This window comes from Parasulfitobacter algicola (assembly GCF_013315265.1).
Classification (GTDB): domain Bacteria; phylum Pseudomonadota; class Alphaproteobacteria; order Rhodobacterales; family Rhodobacteraceae; genus Parasulfitobacter; species Parasulfitobacter algicola.
On sequence record NZ_JABUFE010000007.1, the window covers coordinates 184534 to 203462 of the forward strand.

Annotated in this window: 17 protein-coding genes; 8 read left to right on the forward strand and 9 right to left on the reverse strand. The window is 51.0% G+C overall.

All coding sequences use genetic code 11. From position 1 onward, the window contains the following. Positions 1 to 100: 100 nt before the first annotated feature. Together edd and eda are read left to right on the forward strand one after the other, a co-directional pair. On the forward strand, positions 101 to 1906 hold the full coding sequence (gene edd, locus HRQ87_RS12985; protein WP_174138862.1) for a phosphogluconate dehydratase: 1806 nt from the start codon (positions 101 to 103) through the stop codon (positions 1904 to 1906). 12 nt (positions 1907 to 1918) lie between these two features. Beyond that, positions 1919 to 2554 (forward strand): bifunctional 4-hydroxy-2-oxoglutarate aldolase/2-dehydro-3-deoxy-phosphogluconate aldolase, encoded by a 636-nt coding sequence (gene eda, locus HRQ87_RS12990; protein WP_174138863.1) that lies wholly within the window; start codon positions 1919 to 1921, stop codon positions 2552 to 2554. A 41-nt stretch (positions 2555 to 2595) separates the two neighbouring features. On the opposite strand, the gene HRQ87_RS12995 is transcribed toward eda, so the two are convergent. Then, positions 2596 to 3057, reverse strand: a complete 462-nt coding sequence (locus tag HRQ87_RS12995; RefSeq protein WP_174138864.1) for a DNA polymerase III subunit chi — start codon at positions 3055 to 3057, stop codon at positions 2596 to 2598. Continuing rightward, positions 3057 to 4526: a leucyl aminopeptidase gene (locus HRQ87_RS13000; RefSeq protein WP_174138865.1), complete on the reverse strand. Its 1470-nt coding sequence runs from the start codon at positions 4524 to 4526 to the stop codon at positions 3057 to 3059. Before HRQ87_RS13000 ends, HRQ87_RS12995 begins: the two co-directional genes overlap by 1 nt. Positions 4527 to 4655: 129 nt before the next feature. Between HRQ87_RS13000 and lptF the strand changes: the two genes are divergently transcribed. From lptF to rsmA, 6 genes are read left to right on the forward strand one after another with little or no spacing between them, the layout of a single operon-like run. Beyond that, the gene (gene lptF, locus HRQ87_RS13005; RefSeq protein WP_246252231.1) at positions 4656 to 5774 is read left to right on the forward strand and encodes an LPS export ABC transporter permease LptF; all 1119 of its coding nucleotides are present in this window, start codon (positions 4656 to 4658) and stop codon (positions 5772 to 5774) included. Next, positions 5771 to 6868 carry an LPS export ABC transporter permease LptG gene (gene lptG, locus HRQ87_RS13010; RefSeq protein ID WP_174138866.1) on the forward strand — a complete coding sequence of 366 codons (1098 nt, stop codon included), beginning with the start codon at positions 5771 to 5773 and terminating at the stop codon, positions 6866 to 6868. Before lptF ends, lptG begins: the two co-directional genes overlap by 4 nt. Next, entirely contained in the window at positions 6868 to 8985 is a 2118-nt protein-coding gene (locus HRQ87_RS13015) for an LPS-assembly protein LptD (protein ID WP_174138867.1), read from the forward strand. The genes lptG and HRQ87_RS13015 overlap by 1 nt, the downstream gene beginning before the upstream one ends. A gap of 26 nt (positions 8986 to 9011) precedes the next feature. Beyond that, entirely contained in the window at positions 9012 to 10217 is a 1206-nt protein-coding gene (locus tag HRQ87_RS13020) for a peptidylprolyl isomerase (protein WP_174138868.1), read from the forward strand. Beyond that, entirely contained in the window at positions 10214 to 11185 is a 972-nt protein-coding gene (gene pdxA, locus HRQ87_RS13025; protein ID WP_174138869.1) for a 4-hydroxythreonine-4-phosphate dehydrogenase PdxA, read from the forward strand. The genes HRQ87_RS13020 and pdxA overlap by 4 nt, the downstream gene beginning before the upstream one ends. Next, entirely contained in the window at positions 11173 to 12009 is an 837-nt protein-coding gene (gene rsmA, locus HRQ87_RS13030; protein WP_174138870.1) for a 16S rRNA (adenine(1518)-N(6)/adenine(1519)-N(6))-dimethyltransferase RsmA, read from the forward strand. Before pdxA ends, rsmA begins: the two co-directional genes overlap by 13 nt. A 4-nt stretch (positions 12010 to 12013) precedes the next feature. Here the strand turns inward: rsmA and HRQ87_RS13035 are convergent, their stop codons facing one another. The 7 genes from HRQ87_RS13035 to HRQ87_RS13065 all read right to left on the reverse strand — a co-directional run bounded on the left by HRQ87_RS13035 (position 12014) and on the right by HRQ87_RS13065 (position 18726). Next, complete coding sequence (locus HRQ87_RS13035) at positions 12014 to 12601, reverse strand: HNH endonuclease (protein ID WP_174138871.1); 588 nt, start codon at positions 12599 to 12601, stop codon at positions 12014 to 12016. A gap of 284 nt (positions 12602 to 12885) precedes the next feature. Further along, entirely contained in the window at positions 12886 to 13527 is a 642-nt protein-coding gene (gene trhA, locus HRQ87_RS13040) for a PAQR family membrane homeostasis protein TrhA (protein ID WP_174138872.1), read from the reverse strand. A gap of 729 nt (positions 13528 to 14256) precedes the next feature. Further along, positions 14257 to 14637 carry a hypothetical protein gene (locus HRQ87_RS13045; RefSeq protein ID WP_174138873.1) on the reverse strand — a complete coding sequence of 127 codons (381 nt, stop codon included), beginning with the start codon at positions 14635 to 14637 and terminating at the stop codon, positions 14257 to 14259. A 9-nt stretch (positions 14638 to 14646) separates the two neighbouring features. Beyond that, the gene (locus HRQ87_RS13050) at positions 14647 to 14904 is read right to left on the reverse strand and encodes a hypothetical protein (RefSeq protein WP_174138874.1); all 258 of its coding nucleotides are present in this window, start codon (positions 14902 to 14904) and stop codon (positions 14647 to 14649) included. A 79-nt stretch (positions 14905 to 14983) separates the two neighbouring features. Continuing rightward, on the reverse strand, positions 14984 to 15640 hold the full coding sequence (locus HRQ87_RS13055) for a hypothetical protein (protein WP_174138875.1): 657 nt from the start codon (positions 15638 to 15640) through the stop codon (positions 14984 to 14986). Then, entirely contained in the window at positions 15637 to 17682 is a 2046-nt protein-coding gene (locus tag HRQ87_RS13060) for an AHH domain-containing protein (protein WP_174138876.1), read from the reverse strand. Before HRQ87_RS13060 ends, HRQ87_RS13055 begins: the two co-directional genes overlap by 4 nt. Further along, positions 17683 to 18726 (reverse strand): DUF4123 domain-containing protein, encoded by a 1044-nt coding sequence (locus tag HRQ87_RS13065; protein WP_174138877.1) that lies wholly within the window; start codon positions 18724 to 18726, stop codon positions 17683 to 17685. It lies immediately after the preceding gene. Between the last annotated feature and the right edge of the window lie 203 nt (positions 18727 to 18929).

Consider the following 18929-nt stretch of genomic DNA (forward strand, 5'->3'; position numbering starts at 1 on the left):
TGCGTGCCGAAAACGGGTACACGCTATTTTCCACTGTAACTCTACTGTAAAATAACCTAAGTTAGCGCTATCAGCTACATCGATCCTAAACGGAGAGCCAATGTCTTTGAACCCAACCATCCAGGCCGTGACCGACCGGATCAAAGAACGCAGCCAACAATCGCGCAGTCATTATCTGGACAAGATGAAGCGGGCGGCTGACGAAGGGCCACGCCGCGCGCATCTGACGTGTGGCAATCAGGCCCATGCATATGCCGCGATGGGTGATGATAAAGATGCACTGGCATCGGAACAAACGCCAAACCTTGGAATTGTGACGGCCTATAACGACATGTTGTCGGCCCATCAGCCGTTTGAACGGTTTCCTGAATTGATCAAAACGGCCGCTCGCAATGTGCGCGCCACAGCACAGGTCGCGGGCGGTGTGCCTGCCATGTGTGACGGCGTGACCCAAGGCCAAACAGGGATGGAACTAAGCTTGTTTTCCCGTGATGTGATCGCACTTGCCGCTGGTGTTGGTCTGTCGCATAACACATTTGATGCTGCCGTTTATCTGGGTGTGTGCGACAAAATTGTCCCCGGACTTGTCATCGCAGCGGCCACTTTCGGCTATATCCCCAGTCTTTTCCTGCCTGCCGGGCCAATGGTGTCGGGCCTGCCAAATGATGAAAAAGCCAGGGTACGCCAACAATTTGCCGCAGGTGAAATCGGTCGCGACGAATTGATGAAGGCAGAAATGGCATCCTATCATGGCCCCGGGACCTGTACATTTTACGGCACGGCCAATTCCAATCAGATGCTGATGGAGTTCATGGGGCTGCATTTGCCCGGCGCGTCATTCGTGAACCCCAATACCCCCTTGCGCGATGCGTTGACTGTTGCTGGTGCCGAACGCGCGCTTGAAATCACAGCCCTTGGCAATGATTACCGCCCCGTTTCAGATATTCTGGATGAAAAGGCATTCGTGAACGGCATTGTCGGACTAATGGCGACGGGCGGGTCAACCAATCTGGTCATTCACCTGCCAGCCATGGCACGTGCAGCTGGTGTTATACTGGATCTTCAGGATTTTGCAGATCTGTCCGATGTGGTGCCATTGATGGCAAAAGTCTATCCAAATGGTTTAGCCGATGTGAACCATTTCCATGCCGCGGGCGGTCTGGGCTATATGATCGGTGATTTGTTGGAAAGCGGGCTTTTGCACCCTGACACAAAAACTGTCGCAGGCGACGGGCTTGCTGATTACACACAAGAACCCAAAGTGCAGGACGGTCGCGTCATTTGGCAAAAAGGATCCGGTGAAACACAAAATGATAAAATTCTGCGCCCCGCAACAGACCCGTTTCAGAAAACCGGTGGGTTGAAACAGCTGATCGGAAATCTGGGCCACGGCATGATGAAAGTATCCGCCGTCGCACCTGAATTACATGTAATAGAAGCCAAAGCGCGCGTGTTCGAAAGTCAGGACGCTGTCAAAGCGGCATTCAAAGCGGGTGAATTTACGGAAAACACAGTCGTCGTGGTACGGTTTCAAGGACCAAGCGCTAACGGAATGCCGGAACTGCACGGCCTGACACCCACATTGTCTGTCATGATGAGCAAGGGCTTGAAAGTTGCGCTGGTCACGGATGGGCGCATGTCTGGCGCGTCAGGCAAAGTGCCATCGGCAATCCACGTCAGTCCCGAAGCGGCCAAAGGCGGTTTGCTTGCCAAGTTACAAGACGGTGATCTGGTTCGTGTTGATGCAGTGGCTGGCACGCTGGATGTCTTGACCTCAGGGGTTGAGGCACGCACGCCTGCGACACCAGATCTATCTGATAACACCGCAGGCGTCGGCCGTGAGCTGTTCGAGGTTTTCCGCCAGAATGTCGGGCTGGCAACCCACGGCGCTGGCGTCGTTGTATAAGGCAAAATTGATATGACCCCCCAAGACGCAAGTAAACGAACCGAAGAAATTTGCCGGCTGGCGCCCGTCGTGCCTGTTTTGGTGATTGATGACATCAGCCACGCCCGCCCTTTGGCCCAAGCCCTGATCGCAGGGGGTCTGCCTGCACTTGAAGTGACTTTGCGCACGCCTGTTGCGTTAGAGGTGATCGCAGAGATGGCCAAAGTACCCGGTAACAAGGTGGGGGCTGGTACTCTTTTAACACCAGGTGATATTAAATCAGCAAAAGCGGCAGGGGCCACCTTTGGCGTGTCGCCCGGTGCAACGGATGCACTGCTGCAGGCTTGCGAAGACGAAGATCTGCCATTGTTACCCGGTGCTGCCACTGCGACTGAAGCAATGAAACTTTTGGAACGCGGCTATCGCATACAAAAGTTCTTTCCGGCCGAAGCATCGGGTGGTGCCCCTGCCCTGAAAGCCATTGGCGCACCAATTCCGCAGGTTCGTTTCTGCCCCACTGGCGGCGTGACGCCAGAAAACGCACCCGGTTATCTGGCACTTGGAAACACAATCTGCGTCGGTGGAAGCTGGGTTGCTCCGAAAGATAAAGTTGCAACCAACGACTGGGCCGCAATCGAAGAATTGGCGCGATTGGCAGCGCGACTTTAAAGGGGCTTGAGCCGCGCTAACACATCCCGATAAATAAAAATCTAAGCACCGCTTTCAGCTTTTTTTTCCCACCGGCCGCTTTCCTCGGACCAGTATTGCGCCGCGCAGCCTGCATCGGTCAGGGTTTTCCACTGAACACGCGCGCGGGCCAGATCGGTTTCATTGTTGCCATCAAACAGAATACAAACCCGTTCCATCTTATTGACTTCATCTGCGGCCACATCTGCCCCATCGACCGCCATCAGACAGCGCGCGCTGTTGGGGATATCATCCGCAGTCGTCAACAGAATTGGCTGATCCGAGTCATAGGGACCACCTGCAACGCCATGAGGCATAAATCCATCATCGCGGATCCAAAGAACACGGTCTAACATCTCGATGCGGTCGGTTTGCTGACCGCGAATAACAACACGCCACCCTGCCCCGGTCGCCTTGCCCAAAAGCATGGGCAAAGTGACTTCAAGCGGTTGGCGCGTCAGGTGGTAAAAGAAAACAGCGCCCATCAGCCCTGTTCGTATTTATCGGCAATCAAGCGATTCAACGCCATAACACCCCAGCCTGTCGCCCCTTTGGGCGCATAGGCGGTTTCGGATTTCACGCTGGCCACCCCTGCAATGTCCAAATGGATCCAAGGCATGTCATCTTTGATAAACCGCTGCAGAAATTGCGCAGCCGTAACCGCCCCGGCATCGCGGCCGCCAACGTTTTTGATATCCGCAATATGGCTTTTGATCTGCTTGTCATAATCGGCCCCAAGCGGCATGCGCCATGCGCCTTCGGTTTCAAGTTTGGCAGCTTTCAAGAAGCTGTCGCAAAAAGCATCATCATTTGAGAAAACGCCAGCATTGTGATGACCCAGTCCCACGACAATCGCACCCGTCAAGGTCGCAAGATCCACGATACCAGAAGGGTTGAACCGATCTTGCGCGTACCAAAGCACGTCCGCCAGAACCAAACGGCCTTCAGCATCGGTGTTGATGATTTCGACCGTGTCACCTTTCATGGATTTCACAACATCACCTGGGCGCGTCGCGCGGGCCGATGGCATGTTTTCCACAATGCCAACCAATCCGACCACGTTCGCCTTGGCTTTGCGCAAAGCAATCGCGCGCATGACGCCCGCCACAACACCGGCGCCCCCCATATCCATGGTCATGTCTTCCATGCCAGCACCGGGCTTCAAGCTGATGCCACCGGTATCAAAGACAACCCCTTTGCCAACCAACGCAAGCGGTGCCTCATCCCCGCCGCCATTCCACTTCATGACTACGACCTTGGATGGGCTGTCACTGCCATGCCCTACACTAAGCAACGTGCGCATGCCCAGTTTTTCCAACTCAGGTTCTTCCAGCACTTCAACCTTCACGCCGATATCTTTCATGGCGGCAAGACGATCGCCGAACTCTGTCGTCGTCAGGACATTTGCCGGTTCCATGGTCAGATCGCGGGTAAAAAACACACCTTCCGCCACGAACATAAGTGGTTTTGCTGCGGCGGCGACATCATCCGCTTTGTTTGCCATTACCTCAACCTTGCCAAATGTTTTTTCATCACCGGTCTTATGGTCATCAAATTCATAGGCCCGAAGTGCGGCACCAAAGGCAATCTGTTCAACTTTTTGCCAATTGCCCGCCAGAATGAATAACGGGGATTTTCCGTGGGACTTGCCAATCGTCGCCCCTGCTTTGCGCGCATCTTCCAACGTTGGGCGTCGTTCCAGACGGATGATTTGCAACGCGTCAGCTTTCAGGCCAACGGGAAAAGCCAGATCCTTGCCATGACCCGCCTTCATATCTGCAAATTGATCACTGGCCACAAACCGCCCCAAGGCGCCTTTGGTCAACCGGTTTACCCGTCTTGCATTTTGACCCAACTTACCATCTGCACCCACAAAAACGACCACACGGCCAGTCATTTCTGCAATGCGATCAATGTTGGTTTCGGTGAAATCAATCTGGATGGGCTGTGTCATCTGGGCTCTCTTTCATAAAATCTTTGCGCAATACCTAGCCTTTGAGACCCGCCTTGACCAGATTGCAGTTTTCCCCGCTGTGCCATTCGTCTAATGTCTGCCTATTGATAATGATCCAAGGACAGAAAATTGGCACGATTTGACAGATACATGCTGTCCCAATTGATGGTTCTATTTGGCTTTTTCGCATTGATTCTTGTGATGATTTACTGGGTCAATCGGGCGGTCATTTTGTTTGACAGATTAATCGCGGATGGTCAGTCGGCCAGCGTTTTCCTGGAATTCACAGCGTTGTCACTGCCCAATGTGATCCGAATTGTGCTGCCTGTGGCAGCTTTTGTCGCATCAGTCTATGCCACCAACCGATTGAGTTCAGAAAGCGAATTGGTCATTGTACAGGCCACGGGCTTTTCAAATTTTCGACTGACCCGCCCTGTTTTGATCTTTGGCTGTTTTGTCGGATTGATGATGTCGATTCTGACACATTTTCTGGTCCCTGCCAGTATTACCCGATTGGAAGAACGCACAGGCGAGATATCTGAAAATATCACGGCACGTTTGTTAACCGAAGGAACATTTCTGCACCCATCAAGCGGAATTACATTCTATATCCGCGAAATTTCACCCGCTGGTGAATTGAAGGGGGTGTTTCTGTCTGACGCCACACGTGACGATGAAACCATAACCTATACAGCAAAAAGCGCGCTTTTGGTCCGCGGGGATACGGGCCCAAAGCTGGTGATGTTCGACGGCCTAGCACAAACATTGCAACAGGAAGACCAGCGCCTGTTTACCACCAGTTTTCGTGATTTCGCCTATGATATCGGCGCACTGATTACATCAGGGGGACGCAAACGGTTGTCTGTCGATGAATTATCAACGATGGCGCTGCTATTTCCATCAGAGGAAAATTTGACGGTAACGCGAAAAAGTGCCGGGGCTTTCGCAAAAGAAGGTCACGGCCGTATTGCGCAAGCCCTCTTTTGTATTGTCGCGGCTTTACTGGGGTTTACCACCCTGCTTTTGGGCGGTTTCAGTCGGTTCGGTTTGGGTAAGCAGATCCTGCTTGCGGTCTTTTTGCTGATCGTGATCAAACTGATCGAAAGCGCCGTGACCGAAACGGTCAGTAAAAACGCGCAGCTTTGGCCGATAATTTATGTGCCCGCCGCTTTCGGGTTTGCAGCCGCCTGGTTGATGCTGTTTATCAGCAGCAGACCAACGCTTTTCAAGAAAAGAGCAACCGCATGAAGTTGCACCTATATTTCGCCCGAAAATTCATAATGTCTTTTCTGATCGTATTGGGCGTCTTTTTTGCGATGCTTGCCCTTTTGGACCTGGTGGAACAGTTGCGCAGGTTTGACACGGACGAGGTTGGATTGCCGGAAATCGTTCAGCTGACATTATTGAATGTGCCCACGGGGCTTTACCGGATATTGCCGCTTATTGTGATCTTGGCCACGTTGATGCTGTTTTTATCGCTCGCGCGTAGCAGTGAAATGGTTGTCACGCGTGCCTCTGGCCGGTCTGCCATGCGGTCGCTTATTTCACCCGTGATTGTCGCATTGCTTCTTGGCGGTGTGGCGCTGGCGGCTTTCAACCCGATTGTGGCTGCGACCCAGAAACAATACGAATTGAAATCGCAACGATATAGCAGTGGTGAAGAAAGCGTTTTGTCTGTGTCATCCGAAGGCCTGTGGTTGCGTCAGGGCAGCGCGCAGGGGCAAACGGTGATCCGCGCCAGCCGCGCCAACTTGGATGGGACGATCCTGCAGGATGTCACTTTTATCACCTTTACATCTGACGGCACCCCCACCCGCAGGATTGAGGCCGCCGAGGCGCAATTGCAATCCGGGGCGTGGTTGCTGTTAAGCGTCAAAGATTGGCGCTTGGACAGTGGCGAAAACCCCGAAGGAACATCATCCCTTTATGAGACATTGGATGTTGAAACCGAACTGACGCGCGACAGCATACAAGACAGTTTTGGCACACCAAGTGCTATTCCGATCTGGGAATTGCCTTCCTTCATTGCAGCGCTTGAACGCGCCGGGTTTGCGGCAAACCAGCACCGCATGTGGTTTCAAATGGAACTTGCAATGCCGCTTTTGTTGGTCGCGATGGTATTGGTCGGCGCAGGATTTACGATGCGGCACACGCGTTTTGGTCGGACCGGCTTGATGGTTCTGATGGCCGTTATGATGGGGTTTGGTCTGTATATTATTCGGAATTTTGCGCAGATTATGGGTGAAAGTGGACAAATCCCGATTTTACTGGCGGCCTGGGCACCTCCGATATCCGCGATTTGCCTGTCTCTGGGCCTTTTGTTTCACCTAGAGGATGGTTGATGCGTCAGTTTTTTGTTGTGTGCATTTTGTTATGTACAACCCTGTTCCCTGCCATCGCCCAAGAGGCCGCAACACTTGTTGCTGATCGTGTCCTTTTACAAGGTGAAACCCGTCTAATTGCTGAAGGAAACGTTGAGGTATTCCAGGATGGCCAACGATTGAAGGCCGAGCGCGTGATCTATGATCAAACGACTGAAACACTCACGATTGAGGGGCCCATCACATTGATTGATGGAAACCGCACGATCATCATGGCCGATAGCGCCGAATTGGATCAGGGCTTTCGCAATGGCATTTTAACCGGCGCGCGTATTGTGTTTGAAGAAAAACTTCAACTGGCTGCAAATCAAATCACCCGTGTTGATGGGCGCTATACGCAAATGTACAAAGTTGTTGCGACCTCGTGTCAGGTTTGTGGTCAGGATGACGCGCCATTGTGGCAAATCCGGGCGCGCAACGTTATTCATGATGAAACAGAGCGGCAGATTTATTTCGAAGATGCCACTGTGCTTGTGCTTGATGTCCCTGTGTTTTACCTGCCGCGTCTACGATTGCCTGATCCGTCTGTTGAGCGTACACGCGGTTTTCTTCCGCCAGAGTACAGATCAACCACCCAGTTGGGTTTTGGGATCAAAGTGCCTTACTTTATTCCGATCGGCGATCATAAGGATATTACCCTGACCCCCTATCTGTCGCCTTCGACCCGCACATTGCAGGGCCGATACCGTCAGGCGTTTCGTAATGGCGATTTGATCATGAATGGGGCCGTCACCGACGATGATTTGCGGCCTGGCGAATTCCGGGGCTATCTGTTTGCCGAAGGGCAATTTGATCTGCCACGTGATTTCAAGCTGATTTTCGATATCGAAACCACCAGCGATGATGCATATCTTCTGGATTACGGCTTTTCGTCGCGCGACCGACTGGATAGCGAACTTGCCCTGACACGCACGGTGCGGGATGAAAATTTTTACGCCGGGATCACTCAGTTCCAATCTTTGCGCGAAGACGAAGGCAATTCTACCTTGCCACCGCTTTTGTCGGACATCAGCTATACCCGCAGATTAACGCCATCATCTTTTGGTGGCATTCTTGATCTGACCACAGAAGTTCACAGCCATTATCGCTATTCCGATGAGGACGTTGTTGGTCGTGATGTCACCAGCGCATCTGCACGGGCGCATTGGAACCGTAGTTGGACATTCGGTCCGGGTGTCGTGGGCCGAACGGACGTGGCAATGTTTGCGGATTATTATATCATCGGTGACGATCAGGCCAATTTCGAGGACGAGATGGTCACACGTCTGACCCCATATCTGGCCGCTGAGTTACGTTGGCCATTGGCGCAAACCACACATAATGGCGTGCGCCATGTCGTTGAACCGGTTGCACAGATCGTCTGGACAGACGATGACACAGAAGATGTCCCGAACGAAGACAGCACACGTGCCGAATTGGACGAAGGCAATCTGTATTCCCTTAGCCGCTTTCCCGGTACAGACGCCTATGAACGCGGGATGCGGACAACATTTGGGGGTACCTATACGCGCTATGACCCAGCCAACTGGTCGATAGCCCTGACCTTGGCGCGCAGTTATCGCACCGAAGATTTAGGGCAATTTACAGACGCCTCGGGCTTGTCTGGCAGCGCATCTGACTGGCTGGCTGTGGCGCAGTTTGCCATAGGTGACAACCTGACGTTCACAAACCGTACCATACTGGATGATGACTTGGGTCTTGGCAAAAATGAAACCAGGCTTGACTGGATCAGTGAACAATTAAATGTTGGCACAAGCTATATCTGGTTGGACGAAGAAATCGCCGAAGATCGACCAGATTCCATATCAGAATGGAACGTGGACGCAGGATTTCTGATAAACAGAAACTGGTCCGGAACAACCGATTGGCGCTATGATTTTGTTGCCGATCGTGCCGCACGCGCAGCCCTTGGCCTGACTTATGAAAATGAATGTGTTGCTGTTGGTCTTTCCCTCTCGCGCAGGTTCACATCATCAGATAGTGTGCGCCCGACAACTGATTTTGACTTGACTGTTGCCCTGACAGGCTTCAGCACAGGCGGATCATCAAAGCGCTCAAAAGCGCGAAGCTGTAGATAAAAAAGAAAGCAAGGAAACCCGTTTTCATGCGCCCTATTACATCCACTCTTATTGTTATTGTGGCTTTTGTTTTTGCACTGCCATCCTTTGCACAAAACCCTTTTTCGCCGGCCGTTCGTGTCAATGATCGCGTAATTACACAATACGAATTAAGCCAGCGACTGCGTTTTATGACCGTTCTGCGTACCCCCGGGGCCAACGAAGAATTGGCGCGGAACATTTTGATCGAAGACCGGTTAAAGCAAGATGCACTGGCTGCGGCCGGGATCACCTTGACTGACGAAGAAATTGAAACCGGCATGGAAGAATTTTCAAGCCGGGCCAATATGGATCTACAACAATTTACCCGTGCGCTTGGACAGGCTGGCGTTGATCGCGAAACCTTCCGCGATTTTGTCGAAGTTGGTCTGGGATGGCGAAATTATGCACGACTGCGCTTTGGGCCGCGTGCACAAGTGGGCGAAGATGAAATTGATCGCCGGATCGCGCTTGCCTCAAACCGGGGGGGATTGCGGGTCTTGCTGACCGAAATCGTGCTGCCCAATACGCCCCAATTTGCAAATCAAACCCAAAGACGTGTCCAGCAGATTGAACGGATCACAACCGAAGCCGCCTTTTCCGCAGCCGCACGCGATTTTTCCGTATCACCGACGCGGACCCGTGGCGGGCGTCTGGATTGGTTACCGTTGTCTAACCTGCCACCACAGCTGCGCCAGGTCGTTTTGTCATTGCAACCCGGTGAAATCAGCGCACCCGTTGTTGGCCCCAATGCTATCTTGATTTTCCAGTTGCGCGCAATTGAAGAAACAGACGCAGAGCAGCCTGAAATCGCCGCACTTGATTTTGCGACATTCTATATTGCTGGTGGTGACAGCGATGCGGCTCGATCCGAAGCGGCCCGTATTCGTGCCCAGATCGATACGTGTGATGATCTTTTTAGTATCGCCAAAGACTTGCCACCAGAACGTCTGGAACGCGAGGTGCTGCCGCCATCAGAAATCCCGCAAGACGTTGGGATGGAACTGGCAAAGCTGGATCCGGGTGAAGTATCAGCAACGCTCACTCGTGGAGACGCGCTGATGTTGTTGATGCTGTGTGGTCGAACGCCTGAATTAGGTCAGGAAATCAACCGCGAGGCCATCCGAAACGCATTGGTTAACGAACGCATTGCATCCCTATCCGAAGGATTTCTGGCCGAGCTTCGCGCAGATGCGGTGATTGTAACCCCATGACGCAGGCCCCGATTGCGCTGAGTTGCGGTGAACCTTCGGGGATCGGACCCGAGATCGCCGCAAAAGCATGGCGTACTCTTGGGGCGCAGCTTCCGTTTTTCTATATTGGTGATGCGTCACACTTGCCCGCAGATACACCCGTTCGCGAAATCTCTGATCCTGCCGAGGCAATGTTCGTAAGCGCATCGGCCTTGCCGGTTCTAGCACATTCTTTTCCGGTTCAGGCGCAAGCTGGCCATCCGTCTGCCGAAAATGCGCAGGATGTTATAAACGTCATTGCGCGCGGTGTTGAACTGGTTCAATCGGGCGCTGCATCCGCACTGTGTACGGCGCCTATTCATAAAAAGGCACTGAAAGATGGCGCACACTTTGCGTATCCAGGTCATACCGAATATCTGGCCGCATTAGCTGGCGTTGAACGTGTTGTGATGATGCTGGCCTGCAATGCGTTGAAGGTCGTGCCTACGACAATCCACATTCCGTTGGCCCAGGTTCCAACCACGCTGACCCAGGATCTTTTGCGTAATACTTTGATGATCACCCATGCTGCACTACGCCAAGATTTCGGGATCGACGCGCCACGCATTGCCGTCGCAGGACTGAACCCGCATGCAGGCGAAGGCGGGACGATGGGGTACGAAGACATACAGTTGATTACACCTGTTATCGCGACCTTAAAGACAGAAGGTTTCGATATCCGTGGGCCGTTGTCGGCAGATACACTGTTTCATGCAGCCGCGCGCGATACCTATGATGTTGCAATTGCCATGTATCACGATCAAGCCCTTATCCCGATAAAAACATTGGATTTTTCAGGCGGTGTGAACGTGACACTTGGCCTGCCCTTCATTCGCACATCGCCCGATCATGGAACAGCTTTTGATATCGCAGGCCAAGGTATCGCCGATGCAACCAGCTTGATTGAAGCGCTGAAACTTGCAGATCATATGTCCAGATGCCGACAATAGACACCCTGCCACCCCTGCGCGATGTGATTACAACACATGGATTATCTGCCAAAAAATCCCTTGGTCAGAATTTCTTACTTGATCTAAATTTGACTGCAAAAATTGCACGTCAGGCAGGTGATCTGACCCATTGTGATGTGCTTGAAATTGGTCCTGGCCCGGGCGGATTGACCCGAGGTCTTTTGGCTGAAGGTGCGCGTCGTGTGCTTGCCATTGAAAAAGATAGCCGTTGCCTGCCTGCATTGGCTGAAATTGCTGCAACCTATCCCGACCGACTGCATGTGATCAATGGCGATGCGCTGGACATCAATCCGCTGGATCATCTGACGCCCCCAATTCGTATAGCCGCCAATCTGCCCTATAATATCGGGACTGAGCTGCTGGTGCGCTGGTTAACGCCGCCTACATGGCCCCCATTTTGGGACAGTCTGACACTCATGTTTCAGCGTGAAGTCGCGGACCGGATCGTCGCAAAGCCGGGATCAAAAGCATATGGCCGACTGGCGATCCTTGCGCAATGGCGCGCCGACGCCCGCATCGTGATGACGTTGCCACCCGAAGCATTTACGCCACCACCAAAAATTAGCTCGGCCGTTGTGCATCTAACCGCCCTGCCCCAACCCCGTTATGCAGCCGATCCCGCAGTTTTGTCGCGGGTTGTTGCGATGGCTTTTAATCAGCGGCGAAAAATGCTGCGGTCTTCCCTGAAAGGCTTGGCACTTGATATAGAGGATCGCCTTGTTGCGGCTGATATCACACCAACAGACCGTGCCGAGACACTAACGATTGAGCAGTTCTGCACCTTGGCCAGACAGCTGAATTAGTCTGCTATTCTGCCTGCAACTCTGCGTCCCAGTACAGAAAATCGACCCAACTGCCATGCAGATAATTGGGTGGGAATTTACGCCCCATATTGCGCAATTCTTCTGCACCCGGCTGTCGCGGCGGTTTTCGCAGACTTAAACCGGATTGCCGCAGACTTTTGGATCCCTTGCGCAAGTTACACTTTGAACAGGCCGCAACAACATTTTCCCAACTTGTGATTCCCCCACGCGCGCGTGGTATAACGTGATCAAACGTCAGATCACCCGAGGCACTGCAATACTGACAGGAAAATTCGTCGCGCAAGAAAAGATTAAAGCGCGTGAAGGCGACGCGCTTTTGTGGTTTCACATAATCTTTCAGAACTACAACTGATGGTATTCGAATTTGCGTCGACGGACTTCGCACCACTTCGTCATATTCTGCAACAATATCAACACGTTCCAACCATGCCGCCTTAACAGCTTCTTGCCATGGCCAAAGCGACAAAGGGTAATAGCTAAGCGGGCGATAGTCAGCATTCAGGACCAGCGCAGGGTGGTGTTTCAGTTTGCTTGGTTCCCGGACAAACTCTGTCCTGAAATCTCCGTCCATGGGGGCTGACTCCATTTTTTCATTTGCTTGCCCGTATACACCAGAACAAAAAACCGTCCTGATACCTGTTTGAACTATATATGGCGTTTTCGCCCTGACAACCCCCGCAATATGCAGTGTTTGTCGCATATGATATAAAACTAATTCGTAACGCTAGAACGACAATTTTGACCCATATCGCGTGATTTATATCCTATGGAAAAAGCTACATTGCGACATCACATTTCAAGACAAATCGTTTCTTTTAAGCGCAAACCAATACCGGGGCACTAGAAATATTTGGTTTATTGAAACAATGCCACCCAAATCGCGGCAAACATCAACATTCCGCCAAAATTAACCCAGCTATGCCAGATAGCATATCTGAATGGCATGGACTTCCGAACGTAGAACGTTATTCCGATAACATAGCAGAATGCACCTGCTGCGACGCACCACAAGGTTGCTGTTGGGGCATCTTTTAAGTCTATCAAAGCGAACAAGCCAATTCCGCCTAACGCAAGATAAGATGCCGTAGACCAGCGCGATTTAACTTGTCCGTTGGTGATTTTATTTTGAACAGCCAATGCCGTAAGTCCCCAACAAACCCAGAGCAGAGTCATTGTCAAAGTCGTACCAGCCTGAACGAAAAAGGGCGTGAATGTACCTGAAATACTTGGATAAATAGCTGCATGATCAATGCGTCTTAATAATTTACGGTGATCATGCGATGATAGAAAATGGTATGCCCAAGACGCTAAATTGGATGTCAGCGCGCAAATCACGTAAACCACAACTGCGAACACAAGACTGTTTTCAACTTCGCCAATGGCCTTGAAGATCAATACACTTCCCGCAATCACAATCAAAATCAAGCCAACAGCATGTACCGCCATATCTAAATGACGATGAACTAAAACTTGGCTGGGATAGTTCATCTTGGTCATGATTATCTCTTGTAAATATTTATTCAGCGTTAGATGCAAGATGTATCAAGTCCACGAATATTGAGCGACGTTAACATCGATCTTGCTTCAGTCTGATGTTGATCGATGCCATCGATACCTAAAATAATGATTACGGGTCTCATCTTTTGATTGTAATTCAGATGCGGTTTTGTAGCGTAGAAATATTAGTTATTACATAAAAATTTAAGATGTGAGGGCACTCAAAAATGCGCGTTAATGGCATAATCTCTAAGCCAGTGCGCCAAAAAATATGCACCCGATGATCGTTGAAATCTCGGGCCCGATTAATGCGCTGGATGAGTAATTCGAAGTTGAGGCTTGTGCAAGTAATGTGCTGAAAAGCTATTTTTCATTGGCCTGGACGTATCAAATGTTGGCATTTCCAATAGCATGGCCAAAGCTTTTACCTTACTCAGTGTTCAATATGACAGAACATAAATTCACGAACATCGACTATGCATCAATACACCTGATAAGGGTTCTCACGCTCAATGACATGTAACAATTAATGGCATCCCAAGAAATCAATCAGTGATTGTAGTAAATGATCACAATGGGCTGGAGGATACTTAAAGATGTCACTACATACATAGATACTTACTGGAATAAGCACGTAGCGCCTAAATAGGAGTGGCGTAACCGATAAGGGCCAAGGCCGATCTGCGGGAATGTTTTGTGTAATCACTTTGATCAGGCATTTGTAAAATATTATTGGAGTTCCATGCCAAATTCATATTCTGTAATCTTGAAGAACCGCACACCTTTGGCTTCTTTTTCTATTAAAGGTTCGGCAATACGCGCGTGAAAAAGGATTTTAGGGGAAACAACACGACCCAACATAAAAGCTAACCGTTCGTCTTCTGGGATAATGTTAAACTTATGTTCATTTAAAGATAGACGATCAATATCAGCATCGTCATCTGGATCGTCTTCATCAAATTCGAAACCAAGCTCAGACCGTTCCTGGCTCCAATAATCCATCATCTCATAGAACTTCATGAAGTGCATCGGTTCGTGAATTTCGTCATAAATGTCGTAATACACCGCGTGCATCCATTGCACGCCGCGAGTTGGATAAAAACGCAGCATGTCATAGACTCAAGGCAGAACCACAAACCCACTCATGTGTTTGTGCATATCGCCTATTTGCCCGGGATGATTATCAGCAATACGTTGTTCTAAAAAATCAGCTTCAAATTTCATAATCTGAGACGGATTTTCAGTATAGTTAGTAGCGTCACTGATCGACCAATTGTCCTTTTCGACGGGTCCTATGAATGTAGGGCGTCCATTTTCGTCTGCTCGGTAATCAGCAAACACGTGATAATATTGATCATCATAAGGTCCAAAATTCATCGCCCCACCTCCAATTGAAGGACTGCAAAGGCTGCAGCCAGCTAGGACTAAGGCCGACCTGCGGTTGTAATCCTTCAACCTATTGATATTCCATCCCATCTTCATATTTGGTGATCTTGAAAAACCGAACACCTTTGGCTTCTTTTTCGATCAAGGGTTCGGCAATACGCGCGTGAAATAAGATATCAGGAAAGCCAGTACCTCCTAGCATAAACGCCAATCTTTCATCTTCTGGGATGACACTGAATTTGTTTTCATCTAAGGACAATTGATCAATTTCAGCTCTTTCGTCGGGATTATCTTCGTCATATGGAAAAAGAAGAGTTGATCGTTCTCGGCTCCAATAATCCATCATTTCGTAGAACTTCATGAAGTGCATCGGTTCGTGGATTTGATCATAGATGTCGTAATAGACTGCGTGCATCCACTGCACTCCCCGTATCGGGAAAAAACGCAGCATGTCGTACACCCAAGGAAGGACAAGGAAGCCACTAATTGCATCATTCAGATCACCGATCTGACCGGGATGATCCTGTTCAATCCGTGTCTCTAAAATATTAGGCTCAAATTTCATAATTTGATTTGGATTATTTGTATATCCAGTTCGATTATTATCCGTCCATTCATCTTTCGGAACAGCACCAATATAAACTGGTTTTTGATCAGGATCATCCGGTGAAAGGCGCCTGTCTTTTTTAACGTAATAGTACTCATCATCATAGGGCCCAAAGTTCATCGTCCCACCTCCAATTGATAACTGTTGCTGGCGGCTATTTTGATATCTTCGCGCGCCTGACCTGGGCCGTTTCGATTATTTTTATGACTGCGCCCAGAGGGACATGGCACCGCCGGATTATGTTTCGGGCCGGCATCCACACCGCCACATCCGACAGGGTTACCCGGACGGAAGGAAGCATAATATCGTGACAGTAAAAATCTTCTGAAAACTGATATATACTTGATTATATATCTACTTTCTGTATCAACCTTTGCCTGTATTTCCTGAGGCGTTTTGTTATCGCAGAATTTGCTTTTTCTAATTTGCTGTCGAAGAGGTTCTAATCTTTTTGCTACCTCTTCATGATAATCGTAATCACCAAATTTATGCCCGCTCTTATGCACCTGACATCCCAAATGACAGGCTCCTTGCATGGTTGATGGGATCAGAGACAGATTTTCAAGCACATGGATGTTATAGCCCAATCGTTTCAGTTTGGCACTCATCTTGGCTTCTTTCACACCCTGCACAGAGACCACGTGGTGTGCCTGCATTATAATGCCCTGGCTCATGGGGTGGCTTGGATCAGCGGCAGCTCTGGCGCGGATGGGGCCGGTATCCCCGGTTTTTCGGTCGACAACACCCTTCAAACTGGGTGATCGCTTGGGATGCGGACGTTTCAGTTTCTCACCGCAGACGGTGCAGCGGCGACCGTTTTTACTACGCTTGCGGGCGCTGACCACTGCAGCGCGCTTGGCTGCAGTGCGAGCCGCAGTGAGAACAATTCCAGACATTGCACGCCCCTGCGCGCGTTTTTTCAGGGCAAAGGCGATGATCTTGTTCCAGATGCCCTCAAGGCGTTGATACATGCGTTCAATGAACTGCTTGGCTTGCTTGCCATAGCGTGCCAGCTTCGCCGCCCGCAGCGTTATCACGCCCACAGAGGGGGCCGCGCCCGCGCCGCCAGACGCCACTGTACCAGCCGCAAGCATCATCCCCAACAGCAAGCCAACAACCAGTTCATAGCTTAGGAATGTGATGGTGCCGACGCCGTTTTGCAGCCAGATCTGTGGCGGGATGGCGGATGCCAACAGGGGCACCGCCGCGATGATCATGCCGCGTACCTCTGGTGATCTGACCACTTCCAGCAAAAGCTGCATATCATCATAACTGTTTTGGATATATTCTGACCATTTCGTGCCCTCTGCATCATCGGTCAGCTTGGGTAAGGTATCGATGATAAATCGTTCGACGCCGTCATCGTTGCCTTCCACAAAGTCTTTCATGAACGTCGCAATGGCCGGGGCATTTTCAATGATCAGCTTGCCGCCCTCGTAAAGGGCGGTCGCATCCTCAACGGCTTCACCGCTATAAACATAGAGTGCGGCGTCTTTTGCGACTTTTTGAGGCGTCGGTATGCCGTCTGCGACATTCATAGCGCTTTCAGCAAATTCTTCCCACGTCATATTACTTAGGTGAACATATGCATCGCCTGCCGCATCATAGAGCGAGGCAAAGAAGTCCTTTTCTGAATCGATCCATTTGCTGCGCCCCGCGCTATAGGCGGATTGGGCTGTTGTTCCCATCAATTGCCAGCGTTCAAGGGGGCTGGCATTGTTCCATACCTGCCAATCACGAGCATAGTCATCTGCAACTTTTTGCACTGTTTTGTTGATCTGCTCGCGCAGGTCTTTGACAGATTTGTCCACGTCCGCTTGTGTGGCTTCGGGCACGATTTCAAATTCCATTTGCCCTTCTGGTGCGTCCTTGACCACAAAAGTGCCGACTTCACCAAGCTGTTGATCGTTCAGGGGCAAACCCGGCGTACCTCCGGTATCACGTGTTGTTTTCAGGCGTGCCTCTTTGATCAACTCGCCATTGACGCGGAATTGAAACTTTGCCCCTGCCATGGGCGTTTGCAGCATATCGTCGTAATAGCCATTCAACATCACGTCACGGCCGCATTGTTTGATGTGGGCTTCATCGATATTGCCCTGATAGCGTTCTGCGGCGAAGTTTTCGCTGATGGCCAGGGTTTCGGCGGGGGTTTTGGTGTTCATTTATGCAACCTCGGCGCTTAATAGAGTGCGCTTGTATGTTTCAAATTTAATATCTTCAGATGTGGTTTTGGTTAAAATAGCCTGCAACTGCCCGCTTGGTTCTTTTGTCTCATAGGCGTCTCCGTACATGATATCCCAGACAGCCATCATATAGAGATGCGCGCCGTTACGCAGCCCATAGCCTTGCAGACGCGCGACAATGCGCGCGGTGCGGGCCGCCAGTTCTGCCTCTGTTATCTGTGCGGTTTCTTGCGGGTATTGGCGCCGTAAATCCAACGCCATCTGGTCTGTTACCTCCCACTGTGCGCGGCGTTGGAAGGCGCGTTGTTCGATGGTGCCAAGGCGCAAGGGGGTGCTGTTAGGCGTCAACTCCGGAACCGGACGGATATGGGTAGACGGGGTGATAACCTCAACAGGGTGACCATAGGCGTTGAACCAGCGTGCAACCCGGCCTTTATCCGCTGCCATATCAGTGAAATAGTCCACCATCGGACCCGGTTCCCAAAAGCGGAAATAGAACCACTTGCCCGCTTCGTTCTGCAACCGGGTGAACTTGCGGAAATGCTGCCACAGCTGATCCAGGCTGGCGGTCGAGCGGATATAGAGGCCGGGGCGTTTGGCCCACAGATACCAGGGCACATCATCATCAGGGTCATGGGTGAACAAATGGCGGGTAAAGCTGTTGTCCTCTGCCAGCCTGACGATCCAGGGGGCGACATCGCGCAGATCGTCATAGGCCTGCCCCTTGAACAGGCACTTATGCTGCAGGCCAGAGTTGCCCAGCACCTCGGCCATGCCCATCATCTTCGAGGCATCCAGAATGGCATAGGTCTGGCGCGGGTCTTCGCCCTTGATCTGCCCAAACAGCGGCTCATACAGCGCATCCGGCACGGTTTTCTTAGGGTCAACGCCGAACTGGTCATCAAGCGGTTGGATATCGTTAAAGTGCGCGACTGTCAGATAACTCTTGTGAGCATCCGCCCCAGAGCGCGCTTGCGTACTTTCCCCTTTCGCCCATGGGTCGTCATATGTTCCTGTGCGCACTGTTCAAAATCCGTGTTGTCTTAAAACCAAATTCGGCACATCAATAGTGGATACGTGGCAGAGCCGCAGATAAAATGCAACTGCAAGATGCAGCACGCGACAAAACCCCGCTTACGCCTTATACCGATGGATCGCGCGATGCAGGGTCTGTTCTGAGACATTCAGCTGCCGGGCCAGATCGCGCAATGTGACCGCGCCGCTGT